This window comes from Ruegeria sp. S263 (assembly GCF_056780525.1).
In genome coordinates this window covers 2,982,642-2,997,574 of record NZ_CM165558.1, presented here as the reverse complement: position 1 = coordinate 2,997,574, position 14,933 = coordinate 2,982,642, and the positions used below count along the sequence as shown (strand labels likewise).

Here is a 14,933-nt window from a genome sequence, read left to right as displayed (position 1 = left end):
GGTCCAAGAGTCATTCCAGCGTGTTCTTGTAGATCACGCCGTCTTTCATGATCAGATCGAAGTTGTTCTCGTAGTCGGTCATGATCATCGCGTCTTCGACCGGGTTGCCATCGACCAGTAGAATGTCGGCATACGCACCTTCTGCAATCACACCGAGCTGGCCTTCGGGATAGGGGTTGAGTTTGCCTGACAGGGCCAACAACTCACCGGCTTTAGACGTTGCTTGCATAAGAACTTCGTAGGACGACCATTGTTCGAGACGGTACTTGAACTCATCGTTCTGTTTTGTGAGAGCGACAGGATCCCCAATAATGTCGGTTGAAAAGGCGACTTTTTCGATCCCGAATTCTTTCAGCAACCGCATCTGGTTTCTCGCCCCGCCCTGAACCTCGAGGAACTTGGGCGCAGCCAACGGACCAAGCGCTTTGGTGACTGTTTCGGCATCCAGCCCCAGCAGCGAGAAGAATGGCACAACCCAAACATCCGCGTCCTTGATCGCCTGCGCCGACACCTCGGTCATCAATTGTGCATGATCGATGCTCTGCACACCTGCCTCGATGGACCGCAGAATGCCCTCGTCATTGTAGACGTGCACAAGAACGTAAGTATCCCAATCTGCCGCAGCCTTGACTGCAGCTTCCAGTTCTTCCGGTAAGAATTGAACGGTGTGTAATGGGTCTACGCTGGAAGACACACCTCCGCCGGCCATGATCTTGATTTGCGATGCGCCCAGACGCAGCGCTTCCCGCGTCGCCCGCAGAACTTCTGGAACACCGTCAGCAAGAAACTCTACGTGCTGGTTGAAGAATGAGGGCGATGCACCTTCGAAGTTTGGGTGCGGTTCCGTGTAGTGCCGATGCTCGCCATGCCCGGAGGTTTGTGAGATCACAGGGCCGGACGGATAAATTCGCGGGCCGACAGCCTTGCCCCGGTCGATGGCTTTCTGAAGCCCAATCGCCGGTCCACCCGCATCGCGCACGGACGTGAAGCCGCGCAACAGCATCTTTTCCGCCTCGATCGTGGAAACGGCGCCCCAGTACATCCAATCAAAATTGTCCCTGAGGTCCGCAACCGGCTCCGTGATCGCCATGTGCACATGCGCATCAATCAAACCCGGCATTAGGGTGCGACCCCCACCGTCGATGACCTCGGCACTTGCAACCGAAAGAGGTTCGGGTGAGACTTTTGCGATCAGGTTATCGACAACCAGAACATTGGCGTTTTCTATTCGGGCCTCATTTATTCCGTCAAAGACATGCACGTTGGTGAACAGGGTTTGAACAGGTCCATCCTGCGCAAATGACGCGGACGCCGAGAAGGCAACCACACTTGCGGCCGCCAATAACCGTTTTGATGCATTCATGTTCCTCTCTCCCTTAGACAAATTAGTTTGTGCGCGGGGTGCCGAGGTTCCTTCACCCCACGCGACACTCAGTCGAGTGTGTTCTTGTAGATCACGCCGTCTTTCATGATCAGATCGATGTTATTTGTGTAGTCGACCAGTAGTCCGGCATCTTCCACCGGATTGCCTTCAACCAGAAGTAAGTCTGCATAAGCACCGGCTTCGATCACGCCCAGCGGTCCGTCCGTGTAAGGATTTCGAGGACCTGACATTGCCACCAGTTTCGCGGTGTTTGACGTGGCCTGGACCAGGATCTCATGCGACGTGAACCATTGCTTTCTGAGTTCAAATTCTTCGTTCTGCCGGGCCAAGGCCTCTGGCGAGCCGAAGACGTCCGTTCCGAAGGTGATCGTCACGCCGCTTTCTTTTGCCAGACGCATTGACCTGTCGAGCCCTTCGACGACCGGGCGTGATTTTTCAACGGTTTCGGGCGGGAGCGACGCCACGCTCTCGGGAGTTGGCGTAAAGGCCACGGCCTGAGGGTTGTAGATCACATCCGCGTCCCGCATCGCGATCATGGTGTCCAGTTCCGAGATCAACGTCCCATGGTCGATACTGCGAACTCCGGCCTCCACAGCGCGCAGAACGGAGCGGTCCGTATAGGCATGCGCCAAGACGTAGGTGTTCCAGTCCTCGGCCGCATCGACGGCGGCTCTGATTTCATCGAAGGTGAATTGCGCCGTGTCCAGAGGATCAAAGGCGGAGGCGACCCCGCCACCTACGCTGATCTTGATCTGCGTCGCCCCCCGGCGCAACGTTTCTCGGGTGTATGCGAGAACTTCGCTCCGGCCGTCTGCCATGAAACCAAACTCACTTTCAAAGGCATTGCGGCTGCTTCTGTCACGCGTATGGCTTTCGTTGAACGACCGGAAATCCGTGTGGCCGGATGTCTGACTGATGAAGTGACCGCTGGGATAGATCCGCGGGCCCGGAAGAATACCCTCGTCAACTGCTCTGGCGATGCCGTAGGCTGGGCCCCCTGTATCTCGCAGCGTGGTGAAACCGCGCAGGAGCATTTTCTCCGCCTCGCGGCCCACGACAGCACTGAGATATCCCCAGTGCCAGCCGTTCACCGCCTGATTGGGGGCCGCTGGCATCATGATATGGTTGTGGCCATCGATCAGTCCGGGCATCAGCGTGCGCCCACCACCGTCGATGATCTGAGCATTGGCGACAGCCAGCGGTTCGGTCGAGACCTCCGCGATCAGGTTGTCGACGACCAATACGTTAGCATTTTCGATCCGCTCTTCATTGACGCCGTCAAAGACGTGGACGTTGGTGAAAAGGATCGGAAAGCCCTTTTCTTGTGCGGCGCTTGGTGACGCTGTCAGTCCCGCAATGACAAGCGCCGAGGTGACCGCCAATGATCTGAGCAGTGTGGATGGGTGAAATTGCAAACTCATCAATGCATGTCCCTGATTTGTAAATTCTGAACTTGGATGTAGGTTAGCAAGAAGTAGAGAATTTGCGTGTTGTCTTCTCTGGACAATTTCAAATTCCTCAGTCCAGTAGGGATAACTCATTGAACCAATCCAAGACCGCATTAATGACGCTTCCCACAATGCAGTCGAAGTTCTTGGCCGAGGTTTCTGACCGAGCCTGCAAGTTGGGTGCGGACCGCAATCAGATATTGAAGGGGTGTTTACTGCGACCCGAAGTGCTCGATGAACCCAGCCAACCCATTCCTAGCGCCTGCGTTTATCTGGCATCGACACAAGCCGCTGTTTTGTCTGGCAACCCTTACCTTTGCGCAGAAATCGCATGCGAGTATGAATGGAGCGCCGGCTTCGTACCTCCAGTCACAATGAGCGAAAAACCGAGTTTGGGTGATCTGCTGGTCGCTTGGTTGCATTTTGTGGAAACTGTTCAGTTCTCTATGCACTACCAACTGAGTGTTGAAGCAGACCGCGCTTGTTTAGTCGGCAGGCGCTTTCTCAAGGCGTCGCAACCACCCGGACAAGCTGACGCATGGGACGTGGTTTCTTGGTCTGAAATGTTGAAGGCGAGATTAGGAACATTGTGGGATCAAAACGAAATTGAGATTTATGTCTTTGATCCTGGCGCAATTCCATCCGAATTGGTACCGCCGTCCAATGTGAAAAAAAGTGACGCTTGGGGTCTTAGCATGACACTCCCGTCCGCTTGGCTCATGCAACAATCCCCACTTCAGAGAAACACCGCACCGAAAAATGCGATCACGCGGCAACAGCCGCTGGACTTGGTCGCCTTGTTTCGTGTGTTCGATTATTCAGAATGGCCCGGTTTGGATGGGTTGGCTGCCTTTGTGGGAGCGCATCCAAAAGCACTGCAGAGAGAGCTTGGCGGTCATGGAACGAACGGTGCGGAACTCATTGACCGCGCGAAGATGCATCTCGCTGATCTATGGCTTGGAGAAGATACGCGCTACATCACACAAATCGGACGTGACCTAGGGTACAAGAATCCCAGCGCATTCACCCGCGCTTGCCATCGTTGGTTTGAAGCCTCTCCAGACAGATTGAGACGGCGATACACTTAAGACTAAAGCGACTGGTATCTAACGTTTCCAAGAGACCATTTGGGCTCGGAACCCCAATTCCTGCAACTTGCGCCAACGTCAGCTTGGGGCCGAAATCGGAACTCGCCACACTTCGGCTGAACGGCGGTTTTGTCCCGCGTTGCGGTCATAAGAGCGATTTTTCCGAACGTCTGCTGCTGGTGAGATGCTGCCGTTGAGGTCTGAGCGTTTTATCTGTCCAGAACCTAGGCATTTGCCGCCGAAAAACTCCTACCAATTAATTGGCCCCTCCGATGCGACAGGGAACCCTGACAGCTTCGCAGTACCGATAACCATCAGTGAGGTATTGCACATGCCAGACCGAATCCTTCGCCGTCCTGCCGTAGAGGACCGCACCGGCAAAAGCCGCAGCGGAATCTACGAAGCCATCAATCCAAAAAGCCGCTGGTACGACCCGACATTTCCAAAACCCGTGAAGATTGGGCTGCGTTCTGTTGGTTGGTTCGAGAGTGAAGTCAACGAATGGATCAAAGGGCGAATAGCGGCCTAAGGCGCAAGATTGGAGAATAAGCATGACAACCAATTCAAAGAAACTCGCTAGCCCCTTCAACCTCGATGATTTTCTTGTCCCAGTAGAGGAGTTTGAGGCCGCGCAGACCGATGGTTACTTCGAGGTCAGCATCGGTAAGCCAAAGAGGTTCGAGTACTTCCGCGCCCACCCGGTATGGCAGTTCATTGGACGAATTTTTGAGATCGACGGGGACAACGGCCTCGACAAGGAACGCTATCTTCTGGCGCAACACTTAATGCCAGAAGAAACCGAAATCACCGATGACGAGGCGCGTCTCGTCCTTTTGCGACTCCTCGTGACCATCTCTGGCAAGGTGTACCTCTTGCCGACATTCCCTACGTCTGACAACGAGTGGCACAAGTCGGCTATTCGTGCCGTTAAGTCGGGAGAAGAGGCGTGGACCCGTATGTCCTCAATGCGTGCGGAGGGCCGATATCTCGTCAAGGAAGCAGAGGACCAGCAGGCACTTGGTGAGGTCAAATGGCCCGATCAAGTCGATCAAGGCCGCGAGGGTATGATGGAACTGCTCCAGCGCGGGTTCGGGACGGATGGCATCATCACCAACGCTGACCATCCCGCTGTCCGCCGCCACAAGGGCTTGGCCCGGTGATCGACGGGTTCAACCGCTTCCGGGAGATCTGGCTGCTGGACTTTGAATTCCGCTCGCCTTCCGGACACTGCCCCCGCGTTGTTTGCATGGTGGCTCGAGAGCTGCGCACCAACCGCATCTTGCGCATGTGGGAGTTCGAGTTGAGGGGACTGGCGACGGCCCCTTTTTCCGTCGGCGACGACGCTCTGATCGTCTGCTACTTCGCTCCAGCGGAAATGGGGTGCTTCGTTGACCTAGGCTGGCCGCCACCGCGTCACATCCTTGATCTCTACGTCGAATACAAGGCGCTGATGAACGGCCGTAAGCCGTCGCCGAATGGATATGGCTTGCCATCAGCTCTTATGTCCCTCGGCATCCCAACAATCGGCGCGGAATACAAGGATGCCATGCGGGGCATTATAATCGAGCGTGAAACCCATGTCTGGGACGAGGCTGAGCGCCGAGCCATCCTCGCGTATTGTCAATCGGACGTGGACGCCTTGCGTCCGCTTTTTTTTCGGCTGGCCCCGTTCATCACCCGAGGGGGCGATATCACCCTCGCACAGGCGCTGTTCAGGGGTCGTTACATGGTCGCAGTCGCCAGGATGGAGTGGGAGGGCGTGCCTATCGATACGACGCTCGTCGAGCGCCTGAAAGATTGCTGGAAGGACATCCGGCTAGACCTCATCCGGCAGATGGACCGCTTTGGCTTCTACCGAGCGGACGGCACTTTCAGCTTCGCCAACTTCGACGCGTTTATCGAGCAACACGGTCTGAGTTGGCCACGCACCGAGACGGGCCGGGCGAAGATGGACGATGACACACTCAAGGGAATGTTGGCGGCATATCCCCAACTCGCCGAGTTTCGGGAGCTTCGGTCCACGCTCGACAAGCTGACGCTGAACAAATTGGCCGTCGGCCCCGACGGGCGAAATCGGACGATGATCTCGCCCTTCGGTACCGTGACCAGCCGGAATGCGCCGTCCACCACCAAGTTTGTTTTTGGGCCTGCGAAGTGGATAAGGCACCTCATCGTGCCGCCCGAAAGACAGGCCATCGCCTATCTCGACTGGAGATCGCAGGAGATCGCAATCGCCGCCGGTCTAAGTGGTGACCCACAGATGCGGGCGGCCTATGCGACCGACCCGTACTTGTCGTTCGCTATCAGCATTGGCCTCGCCCCGCAGGGCGCGACCCGGCAGACCCACGGGACCGTCCGCGACGCGATGAAGCCGGTCATACTCGGCGTGAACTATGGCCTCGGGGCGCAGTCTCTGGCCCACCAAACGGGTAAGTCGGTCAAAGAAGCCATGCGTCTGCTCGACGCCCACCGCGATACGTATCCGGTGTTCTGGGCGTGGCTGGAGGGCATCATCGAAATGGGTTCCTGCGGACAGGTTATTGAGACTCGGCTTGGATGGCCAGTGCAGCCGCGTTGCGAGAAGTTCCGCAACCACCGGATGCTGCAAAACTTTCCGATGCAGGCGAATGGCGCGGACTGCTTGCGCGTGGCAGCCTGTGAGGTGACAGAGGCCGGACATCGCATCTGCGCACCGGTTCACGACGCGCTTGTCCTGATTGGTGATGCGGAGACCATCCACGAGGAGGCGCGACAGGTTGCGGCTATCATGACCCGCGCCGCGACCACCATCGCCCGGATTGAGGTGCCAGTAGATTGCGCCATCACTATGCCCGGAGAGCGGTACAACGAGCCGCGCGGCAGGGCGATGTTCGACACTGTCCTGGACCAGATTGATGGCAAAGTTTGACCTGTCCAACTTCGCGGTTTCGCCGGAGGAACTGGAAAAAACAACACCGCCGTTATCCGGCGAGGTGCCGCGCCGGATAACGGCGACCCGGTCCAGTACTAAAAAAGGTCCTCCTAATACTGACCCAACCAGGGGCAATGATTTCACGATCCTTTCGATGAAGGACGTACGCCGATATCTTCCGCCGGCCAGTCGACTCTACTGCGCAATCCATCAGCGGATGCGGATGCGGGGTGAGACATGGATTAAGGCTGACGCCAAATTGTTCGAAGCGGCGGGTATCGAGAAGCGTACCGCGAGACGACGCGCCGTGAATGCTCTAGAGACTGTCGGGGCTATAATCGTCAAGAGATCGCCGGGCCGATGCTTCCTTCTAACTTTGGGTTAGGTAACATCCGAGGGTTGATCAAAGGCTTGGCACAAGACCGCTGGAAACGGGTGCCGACCCTGATTAACTAAAGAGGTCATTCAAGCTCGAAGGTGGAAACTTTTCCGACGAGCAGACGTTTGTGCAAGGCGCAGCGATTGACTGCTTTGCGGACAAAGTTGCCATAGGCTAAATGGTTGTTGAGGACCGGTCTCAGCCCTAATCGGACATTCGAAACTGAGCTTTGCAAATCCCGACAAGCGGACATAGCATTAGTTCGCTGCATTTGCTCGAATCTCGGCAATTTCGCCAGTGCTTGGATCAGAATCGAGCTTTCAGCGAAGCCTTCGAATTTTGCCGGTCATCCTTAACCCATCGCGAATGTTCAATCCCATCATCGCGAGGTTGGCTGCGCCAGCGATCAACTCAATCACCTGAACTGTGAAAAAGGTGCTGTCGAACTCGCCAGCAGCGGCTTTGCCAGCCAGAAACCAAGCGGCCGGTACGAGGATCAGCAAGCCGTTCAATGCAATGACAGGCATTCGGGTTTTCTTGGCCTTCGTCAGCGCATCCTTGCGTTTCCGGCCCATTGCCATGCCCGATCCGCCAGCAATCGCCATTGCCGGGATGAGGATGAACATGCCTTTCAGGATCAATGCCTTGACGGTTGCGACCGCTTCATGGCTCGCAAAGAGTTCGCTGGTGGCCGTTGATGTCCAGAAGAGGAGGATCATCACAAAGCCGATGCCCCCTGCGATGGCGTGAATCTTAGTTTTCATAGCGGTTCACTCAAATTGGCTCTTGGAAAGGATTTCGTCAGGCCGTGCAGCAATTCGGCACCGCAACCTTCTCAAACAGATGGGGGGCGGTCACAGCGCTTGAGGGATAATGGCTGAGCTGCTGCTGAAACTCGGGGTTTGAAAACGCCGCGTGGAAATCCGCAACAGACTCCCAGACCGCGTAGTTCAGGTACATGCTGCCGTCGCCAACGGCTTTGTGCAGTTGGGTGCTGATGTAACCCGGTTGCTTCTTCATCCATTGGGCATCGCACTTCCAAGCTTCTACCAAGGCGACTTGGTCAATTGGGTCGACTGTGAAGAGATTGACGAGAACGACGGGTCCAGCGTCGATGTTCAATTGCCGTTCAATGGGAAACTCTGGGTCGAGAGGTTTGAAACTGACCATTTCGGTACTCCTTGAAAGTAGTTTTGATTTGGTGTCATGTTGTCATATTTAGGAAGCATCAAGCACAATGACAACGTGTTGTCAAATAAAATGAGGAGTCGTTATGCCGGATGAACGAAGGACCGAAGAAGGAAAAGCCGTGACAGCCTTGATACTGGATGTGTTTCGGTTGAACGGTCGATTGCAGCTTGCCGGTGATCGCCTCGTATCAGAACTCGGTTTAACAAGTGCTCGATGGCAGATTCTTGGTGCCATCGCCTATTCTGATCGACCGGAATCCGTTGCCTGGCATGCACGGACGATGGGCGTTCACCGGCAGGGCGTACAACGGATCATCAATGAATTGAGCAAAGAAGGCATGGTGGAGTTTCAGCCGAACCCTCACCATAAGCGGGCGCACTTAGTCGTACTGACCCCAAAGGGGCAGGAGTTGTTCGAAGCCGCGATTGCGAGGCAAATCCCATGGGTGAATGAACTTTCGGAAGGCCTGTCGCCAGATGATATTGCGACAGCGCAAAATGTTGTCGACCGTCTCAAAACACGTCTCGAAGAAGCCTCAACGCGGCAAGATCAGAACCCGACCCAAAGCTGACGCTCATAGAGAGTGCGGCACCGGTCAAAGTGGGCTCGGAGCCGTCATTCTCTGCAGCGACTACGAACGTCCGCTTTCGGTGGTAGGCCCGAATTATGTGCCCCGAAACTGACCCTATGCCGCGCGACCAGGTTTGTGCTAACATAGGTCAGCAATGCTAACCTAACATAGGGGGTAACCATGGCTGGTAAAAAGAAGCCAGGTCCCGCAAAATCGCCAATTGGTCGACGAGTGCGCGCGATGCTCGATGCACGGTGCATTGAGGAGGCAGAAGGCATAATCGACGCTGTTATCTCTGCTGCCAAATGTGGAGACATCTCCGCGGCCCAGACACTGCTGAACCGGATCTATCCCCCTAGAAGGGGATGCCTGATCACATTCGAGCAGTTTCCAGTAAACGATGCCAAAGACATCAGGCTGGCCTACGATCACTACGAGCGATTGGCTGCGGACGGAAAGATCAGTACCGATGAGCTCGGACAACTTACCGCTCTCGTTGAGCGGAAGGCGAAGGCGTTTGAACTGATCGAACAGGAACGCCGCATTCAGGAGCTGGAAGATCAGATTTCTGAATTGAAGGCAGGGCTGATGCCAAGGGTCGCCTGAGGTGGCAAAACGAGACAGGCAACTCAGCAAATTGTCCGACGAAGTCGGGCGGCTTTGTACCCTAATGAGTGCGGTGTCTATGGAGGACTATGCCAGCCCTTCTCTTTGGGCTGCCAAGGCATTGGGTCTTGAGCTGGACGATTGGCAAGCTGAAATCATGGAGGCTGAAGCAAATCGGATCTGTGTGGTGGCTAGCCGCCAATCCGGCAAGAGTACCGTTACCGCGGCTCGAGCGGCCTATACTGCTCGCACGAACCCGGGGTTCCGCATCGTGGTAGTCTCTCCAACTTTCCGCCAATCAAGCGCTCTGCGAACGAAGGTTGTGGGCTGCCTTCAAAGGGCTGAAGTGCACCATGGCCAATCGAGAGAAGAGATCCGCCTCTTAAACGGCTCCAGCATCATTGCCCTGCCGGGAGATGATCCGGACAAAGTGCGCGGAGCGACAGCAGACCTGGTCATCATTGATGAATGCGCTTTTGTGAAAGAGGACGTTGCTGCAGCGATACTGCCGATGTTGACTTCAACAGGCGGCGATCTGATCGCCGTCAGCACACCAAATGGACCGCAGGGACTGTTTCACGAGTTGGCGACAGACAAGGATGCGCACGTGATCAATGTACCGGCGGAACGCATTGCTCGGTTTGACGAGGACACGCTTTCCGATCTTCGTACCCGCCTAGGTCCCGCCCGAGCTTCACAAGAACTCGACTGCGCCTTTGTCGTGGCAAATCGTTCTGTTTTCGACGCCAACGCGCTGGCCGCGATGTTTGGGGACGGCGTGGCAACTGCTCCAGATTTGGGCGAGATCAAACTAGCGGCTGCGAAAGAAGATAGTGATATCTCCGCTCAACAGGAATCGGCCAGACGAAGAAAGGAACATAGCGAACTGAGCGGCCTACGACGTCCACACACGGATATGTGGGGGGTCTTCTAATGGCACAGTCTGATCGGACATCGAAGCGCGTTGCTTTCGGCAGGGTTCTCACCGCTGGTGGGGGAGGACCCAACCAACCGGTGGTGGTGATCTGCTCGTCTAGCGTCTGGACTGCCGACGGGCAAAGCAAGGACGGCTATGCTTGGACGTTGCACCCTGCAACCCTTGTTCCACATTGGTGTGTCGTCCGAGATGGAGATGCGCGCACAATCCGGGAGATCGTCGACGCTGATCTCGAAACATGGCGAGAGAGCCGCAATCCCTCGGCACCAGCTGTGGTTCTAAGTGATGTTGGTCAGAACCTTGCCGCATCTGATCTCCTAACAAGCCGCTCTGGCTGGGAAGACCCGACGACTTTCGCAAACGTCCTTGTCAATGGTTCGACATGTGATGGCACTGAGTATGACGTGCATGGCCGACAAATTATCGGCGCCAGATTCCTTGTGTCTTGGTTTGATCGAATGCTCTGGAAGAACCCGAAACACGTCGCTCCGCCTCTAGGGGCATTTGGTGCCCCATGGGTCCAAGACAGGATCATCCTGGCCTTCGATGCGAACGAGTATTCGGTTCCCAACGGCGGGCTTACGTGGGAGGCCGTCGGTCGCGGTGCAGCGTCCGCCGAGGCTCTGACCCGACGCCCGGGCATCGGTGATGCGGATGCACTGGCTGGCCTCTCGGCGGATGAAACCGTGGCGATTGCGCTGATGTTGCAATTTTGGGCGGCCTATAATCATGCGCCGGTCAGAAACGCGGGGCCAATTCACTATCTTGCCCCACACCTGGTCTGATGATTGTTGCCGGTCTCGATCTTGCAAAGCGTTCAGACCATTCTGCACTGGTCATAATCGAAGCCGGTGAAACTATGAAGGTGACGCACGCGTTGCGGCTACCGCACCGTCCTTACCGCGAGCAGATAAAACTTCTCAAGCCTGCCCTGTCTGGTGTTGATCACCTTGCCTTTGATGGCACGGGCGTTGGTGATGCCGTGGGCGAGATGATATCGGACATCAATACAACAGGAGTGGTAACGACCGGCTCTAATTCCAAACCTCGGGTATCCGATGATGGTCGGATCATGATTTCCAAGCAGGCACTGATCGGAGGCATAAGCTCGGCTTTAGCTTGCGGGCAGCTAAGAGTTGCCCCAAACGCTCCGGGGCGCGCAGACTTAGCTGCTGAAATGGCGGCTTTCGTTGCGATTCCCGGATCCAGGAAGATGGATGCCAGTCGAGGTCATCACGACGATTTGGTCATGGCGTTAGGATTAGCGGTGTTGGCGGCATGTTCCTAGCAAGACAAAAGACACAGGTTCAAATGTTAGCCGCAGTTTATCAGAAGGGGTGCGATGCGCTTGTGACGTCGACTTGTGGGGCAAATTGTGGGGCGCAAAAATAAACTAACAAAAGTTATGTTTATAATCAATATTTTAAGTGGTTTATATGGCTGGGGTGGTAGGATTCGAACCTACGATACACGGTACCAAAAACCGCTGCCTTACCACTTGGCTACACCCCAACGGTGAGGCGCTATCTACGATTGTTGTTTGGAGGGTTCAAGACCTTTCCCGCAAAAAAATGAGGAAGGTCTGGAAAAAACTTTTGACCCCAAGGTTGGTGCTCAGAGGTGGCTTTTCTCGGGGTCTTTCTTTGGCACTGTGCCGATTGGCATGCAGTGGGTCTGCGGAGGGCCTAAAAACACTTTCTTGATACGCCCACATAGGAAAATGCCGTTAATTTCATATGGCCTACGGGCATTTGAGTGTTACGCTCAACTTCGTAAAGGGACCAACATTGGCAAGATCCCGGATACCCAATCATAGGTGACACATGAAATTTCTACGCACGCCGGACTCTCGATTTGAAGGTCTGGCTGATTATGACTTTCAGCCGAACTACACTTTGGTCGACGATACTGAGGCGGGAGAATTACGAATCCATCATGTGGATGTAGGGCCTACTGATGCCGATCCGGTGTTGATGATGCACGGAGAGCCGAGCTGGTCGTATTTGTATCGCCATATGATTGCGGGGTTTGTGCAGCAGGGGTATCGCGCTGTTGCGCCGGATTTGATTGGGTTTGGCAGATCGGACAAGCCGACGGAACGTAGCGATTATACCTACGCGCGCCACGTCGCCTGGATGGGGGACTGGCTGCGTCAGGTGGATCTGCGCAATATCACGCTGTTCTGTCAGGACTGGGGCGGGTTGATTGGGTTGAGGCTTTGGGCCGAAATGCCCGACAGGTTTGCGCGCGTTGTCGTCGCCAATACCGCGCTGCCGACCGGCGATCAGCCGATGGGAGAGGCTTTTGATAGTTGGCGCAAATTCAGTCAGGAAGTGCCTGTTTTTCCAGCCGGTGGGATTTTAAAGGGTGGAACAGCGAAACCGTTGTCAGACGCGGCCATTGCGGCTTATGACGCGCCATATCCCGACGAAAGTTACAAGGCGGGGGCGCGGCAATTCCCGATGCTGGTGCCGGCTTCGCCCGATGATCCCGAGTCGGATGCGAACCGGCGGGCGTGGGGTGTGCTGCGCGGCCTGCAAACGCCCGTCCTGACGGCTTTTGGTGCGGATGACAACGTAATGGCTGGGATAGATGCGGTGTTTCAGCGTCTTTGCCCCGGCGCGGCCGGGCAACCTCATGTGATCTTGCCCAATGCGGGTCATTTTCTGCAAGAGGACGTAGGCCCTGAACTGGTAAAGCTAACCTGCGATTTCATCCAGCGCACGTCCTGAGGTGTGCAGGGTCATTCCCGGACTTCCGAAGGGTCGACCCCCCAAAGGTTCGACTTGAGGGTCCAGCCCTTGTATCCGCCAGCCGAAATTCGGCACCAGTCAATGGTACAGCTTCCAAGTCGGGCGACCACGCCGGATTCGAACTGTGCGCTGACCTGCGAGTTCGGGTCCGGGTTGGCATAAACGGGCAGCATGTCAGATTCGATCAGGACTGTGCGAACGCCAGACAACAACGCATAGTGTACCCAGCCGCCGGCTCCGTCGCGGTCCTGAACCTTCCGCCAGTTTCCATATTCGGCGGTGATTTGCAGAGGCATCCCACGGCGTTTGAAGACCCAGTCGATTCGATGGGTCAGGGACGGGCCGCGACGTACATTGCCTTCGGCGGCTTTCATCGAAACATATCGGGGCAACGGCAGATTGGTCACCTGACCGCGCTTGTCCTGCGCGCTGGCAGCGACTGCACCAGCCAGGACCAGAAATGCGGACAAAACCGCCGTCAAACGGCGCTTTGGGGGTAGAATACCACTCACGGACTGTCTGCTCTTGTGCCTGTTGATCTTGTTTCGAAAAAAGGTCGACTCAATGCCTCGGGGGTTCTTGTGCCCCGCCTTATCCTGCGCCACGATGCCATGGCGCGCGAAGGTTTGCAAAGCAGTGGGAGTGCACAGGTGCCAAGAGAACGTCTGAGTGTTGTCGTAACGCGACGGTTGCCCGAGGCGGTAGAAACCCGGTTGAGCGAATTGTTCGATGTTCAGTTGCGGACCGAGGACACCCCAATGTCCCGAGAAGAACTGGTCGCCGCAGTCCAAAGCGCGGATGTCCTTGTACCGACGGTCACAGACACAATTGACGGCGGATTGCTGGGACAGGCGGGTGAAAACCTGCGCTTGATCGCGAATTATGGGGCAGGGGTCGACAATATCGACGTCGCAACCGCGCGGCAGCGTGGAATTCTTGTCTCGAACACTCCGGGTGTTCTGACAGATGATACCGCCGACATGACCATGGCGCTTATACTTGCCGTCACGCGGCGTATCCCTGAGGGACTGTCGGTGATGCAAAAAGGTGAGTGGGAGGGCTGGGCCCCGAACGCCCTGTTGGGTGGCCGCATCGGTGGCCGCCGTCTTGGTGTTTTGGGCATGGGGCGCATTGGTCAGGCCGTGGCGCGCCGGGCCAGCGCCTTTGGGATGCAGGTTCATTACCACAACCGCCGCAGGCTTCGTCCCGAAACGGAACAAGAGCTTGAAGCGACCTATTGGGAAAGCCTTGATCAGATGGTTGCGCGAATGGACGTCATCTCGATCAACTGCCCGTCCACACCGTCCACGTTCCACCTGATGAATGCGCGGCGATTGAAGCTGATGAAACCTTCGGCGGTAATTGTGAACACCTCGCGGGGAGAAGTGCTTGACGAAAACGCGCTAACCCGTCTGATCCGGTCCGGCGATATCGCGGGGGCTGGATTGGACGTTTACGAACACGGGACGGACGTGAACCCGCGCCTGCGGCAGTTGCCGAATGTCGTCCTGCTGCCGCATATGGGATCGGCCACACTGGAAGGGCGTATCGAGATGGGTGAGAAAGTCATCATCAATATCAAGACGTTCGAAGATGGCCACCGCCCACCGGACCAGGTGGTTCCTGCAATGCTGTAGGAATGTGCGGCAGCCCGCAAATTTACGT

16 protein-coding genes and 1 tRNA gene are annotated in these 14,933 nt (G+C 56.0%); 11 read left to right on the top strand and 6 right to left on the bottom strand.

Going from position 1 to position 14,933, the window contains the following annotated elements; genetic code table 11:
• Positions 1-10 precede the first annotated feature (10 nt).
• Together ACT2B1_RS14930 and ACT2B1_RS14925 are read right to left on the bottom strand one after the other, a co-directional pair.
• The gene (locus tag ACT2B1_RS14930; RefSeq protein ID WP_282121510.1) at positions 11-1,363 is read right to left on the bottom strand and encodes a metal-dependent hydrolase family protein; all 1,353 of its coding nucleotides are present in this window, start codon (positions 1,361-1,363) and stop codon (positions 11-13) included.
• Positions 1,364-1,431: 68 nt separating this feature from the next.
• A complete protein-coding gene (locus ACT2B1_RS14925) occupies positions 1,432-2,805 on the bottom strand; it encodes a metal-dependent hydrolase family protein (protein ID WP_481668030.1) in 1,374 nt (457 codons plus the stop codon).
• 119 nt (positions 2,806-2,924) lie between these two features.
• On the opposite strand from ACT2B1_RS14925, the gene ACT2B1_RS14920 reads away from it, so the two are divergent.
• From ACT2B1_RS14920 to ACT2B1_RS14905, 4 genes are all read left to right on the top strand, one after another.
• Positions 2,925-3,920 (top strand): helix-turn-helix domain-containing protein, encoded by a 996-nt coding sequence (locus tag ACT2B1_RS14920; protein WP_481668029.1) that lies wholly within the window; start codon positions 2,925-2,927, stop codon positions 3,918-3,920.
• A gap of 331 nt (positions 3,921-4,251) precedes the next feature.
• Complete coding sequence (locus tag ACT2B1_RS14915) at positions 4,252-4,449, top strand: helix-turn-helix transcriptional regulator (RefSeq protein WP_050602984.1); 198 nt, start codon at positions 4,252-4,254, stop codon at positions 4,447-4,449.
• Between the two features lie 22 nt (positions 4,450-4,471).
• Complete coding sequence (locus ACT2B1_RS14910; RefSeq protein ID WP_050602983.1) at positions 4,472-5,080, top strand: hypothetical protein; 609 nt, start codon at positions 4,472-4,474, stop codon at positions 5,078-5,080.
• 86 nt (positions 5,081-5,166) lie between these two features.
• Positions 5,167-6,828, top strand: a complete 1,662-nt coding sequence (locus tag ACT2B1_RS14905; protein WP_481668028.1) for a DNA polymerase — start codon at positions 5,167-5,169, stop codon at positions 6,826-6,828.
• 702 nt (positions 6,829-7,530) lie between these two features.
• On the opposite strand, the gene ACT2B1_RS14900 is transcribed toward ACT2B1_RS14905, so the two are convergent.
• Both ACT2B1_RS14900 and ACT2B1_RS14895 read right to left on the bottom strand, forming a co-directional pair.
• Positions 7,531-7,974: a hypothetical protein gene (locus ACT2B1_RS14900; protein WP_170768127.1), complete on the bottom strand. Its 444-nt coding sequence runs from the start codon at positions 7,972-7,974 to the stop codon at positions 7,531-7,533.
• Positions 7,975-8,011: 37 nt separating this feature from the next.
• Positions 8,012-8,380, bottom strand: a complete 369-nt coding sequence (locus tag ACT2B1_RS14895) for an antibiotic biosynthesis monooxygenase family protein (RefSeq protein ID WP_170768125.1) — start codon at positions 8,378-8,380, stop codon at positions 8,012-8,014.
• A 103-nt stretch (positions 8,381-8,483) separates the two neighbouring features.
• Between ACT2B1_RS14895 and ACT2B1_RS14890 the strand changes: the two genes are divergently transcribed.
• The 5 genes from ACT2B1_RS14890 (at position 8,484) to ACT2B1_RS14870 (ending at position 11,803) form a co-directional block, all read left to right on the top strand.
• Positions 8,484-8,972 (top strand): MarR family winged helix-turn-helix transcriptional regulator, encoded by a 489-nt coding sequence (locus ACT2B1_RS14890; RefSeq protein ID WP_170768124.1) that lies wholly within the window; start codon positions 8,484-8,486, stop codon positions 8,970-8,972.
• 180 nt (positions 8,973-9,152) lie between these two features.
• Complete coding sequence (locus ACT2B1_RS14885) at positions 9,153-9,578, top strand: hypothetical protein (RefSeq protein WP_481668027.1); 426 nt, start codon at positions 9,153-9,155, stop codon at positions 9,576-9,578.
• Between the two features lie 79 nt (positions 9,579-9,657).
• Positions 9,658-10,512: a terminase large subunit domain-containing protein gene (locus ACT2B1_RS14880; RefSeq protein ID WP_050602974.1), complete on the top strand. Its 855-nt coding sequence runs from the start codon at positions 9,658-9,660 to the stop codon at positions 10,510-10,512.
• Positions 10,512-11,300 carry a hypothetical protein gene (locus tag ACT2B1_RS14875; protein WP_481668026.1) on the top strand — a complete coding sequence of 263 codons (789 nt, stop codon included), beginning with the start codon at positions 10,512-10,514 and terminating at the stop codon, positions 11,298-11,300. Before ACT2B1_RS14880 ends, ACT2B1_RS14875 begins: the two co-directional genes overlap by 1 nt.
• A 74-nt stretch (positions 11,301-11,374) precedes the next feature.
• Positions 11,375-11,803: a hypothetical protein gene (locus ACT2B1_RS14870; protein WP_481668025.1), complete on the top strand. Its 429-nt coding sequence runs from the start codon at positions 11,375-11,377 to the stop codon at positions 11,801-11,803.
• Positions 11,804-11,952: 149 nt separating this feature from the next.
• Here the strand turns inward: ACT2B1_RS14870 and ACT2B1_RS14865 are convergent.
• Positions 11,953-12,027, bottom strand: a tRNA-Gln gene (locus tag ACT2B1_RS14865).
• A 311-nt stretch (positions 12,028-12,338) separates the two neighbouring features.
• Here ACT2B1_RS14865 and ACT2B1_RS14860 point away from each other — a divergent pair.
• Positions 12,339-13,247, top strand: a complete 909-nt coding sequence (locus tag ACT2B1_RS14860; protein ID WP_171241508.1) for a haloalkane dehalogenase — start codon at positions 12,339-12,341, stop codon at positions 13,245-13,247.
• 11 nt (positions 13,248-13,258) lie between these two features.
• On the opposite strand, the gene ACT2B1_RS14855 is transcribed toward ACT2B1_RS14860, so the two are convergent.
• Positions 13,259-13,780, bottom strand: a complete 522-nt coding sequence (locus ACT2B1_RS14855) for an SH3 domain-containing protein (protein WP_171120126.1) — start codon at positions 13,778-13,780, stop codon at positions 13,259-13,261.
• A 138-nt stretch (positions 13,781-13,918) separates the two neighbouring features.
• Between ACT2B1_RS14855 and ACT2B1_RS14850 the strand changes: the two genes are divergently transcribed.
• Positions 13,919-14,905, top strand: coding sequence for a 2-hydroxyacid dehydrogenase (locus ACT2B1_RS14850; RefSeq protein ID WP_481669028.1), 987 nt, complete (start codon positions 13,919-13,921; stop codon positions 14,903-14,905).
• The last annotated feature ends 28 nt before the right edge of the window (positions 14,906-14,933 follow it).

Excerpts from the sequence above, each read along its gene's own strand:
- ACT2B1_RS14930 (WP_282121510.1), bottom strand. The coding sequence starts at position 1,363 with ATGAATGCATCAAAACGGTTATTGGCGGCCGCAAGTGTGGTTGCCTTC.
- ACT2B1_RS14925 (WP_481668030.1), bottom strand. The coding sequence starts at position 2,805 with ATGAGTTTGCAATTTCACCCATCCACACTGCTCAGATCATTGGCGGTC.
- ACT2B1_RS14915 (WP_050602984.1), top strand. The coding sequence starts at position 4,252 with ATGCCAGACCGAATCCTTCGCCGTCCTGCCGTAGAGGACCGCACCGGC.
- ACT2B1_RS14910 (WP_050602983.1), top strand. The coding sequence starts at position 4,472 with ATGACAACCAATTCAAAGAAACTCGCTAGCCCCTTCAACCTCGATGAT.
- ACT2B1_RS14905 (WP_481668028.1), top strand. The coding sequence starts at position 5,167 with ATGGTGGCTCGAGAGCTGCGCACCAACCGCATCTTGCGCATGTGGGAG.
- ACT2B1_RS14900 (WP_170768127.1), bottom strand. The coding sequence starts at position 7,974 with ATGAAAACTAAGATTCACGCCATCGCAGGGGGCATCGGCTTTGTGATG.
- ACT2B1_RS14895 (WP_170768125.1), bottom strand. The coding sequence starts at position 8,380 with ATGGTCAGTTTCAAACCTCTCGACCCAGAGTTTCCCATTGAACGGCAA.
- ACT2B1_RS14890 (WP_170768124.1), top strand. The coding sequence starts at position 8,484 with ATGCCGGATGAACGAAGGACCGAAGAAGGAAAAGCCGTGACAGCCTTG.
- ACT2B1_RS14885 (WP_481668027.1), top strand. The coding sequence starts at position 9,153 with ATGGCTGGTAAAAAGAAGCCAGGTCCCGCAAAATCGCCAATTGGTCGA.
- ACT2B1_RS14880 (WP_050602974.1), top strand. The coding sequence starts at position 9,658 with ATGGAGGACTATGCCAGCCCTTCTCTTTGGGCTGCCAAGGCATTGGGT.
- ACT2B1_RS14875 (WP_481668026.1), top strand. The coding sequence starts at position 10,512 with ATGGCACAGTCTGATCGGACATCGAAGCGCGTTGCTTTCGGCAGGGTT.
- ACT2B1_RS14870 (WP_481668025.1), top strand. The coding sequence starts at position 11,375 with ATGAAGGTGACGCACGCGTTGCGGCTACCGCACCGTCCTTACCGCGAG.
- ACT2B1_RS14860 (WP_171241508.1), top strand. The coding sequence starts at position 12,339 with ATGAAATTTCTACGCACGCCGGACTCTCGATTTGAAGGTCTGGCTGAT.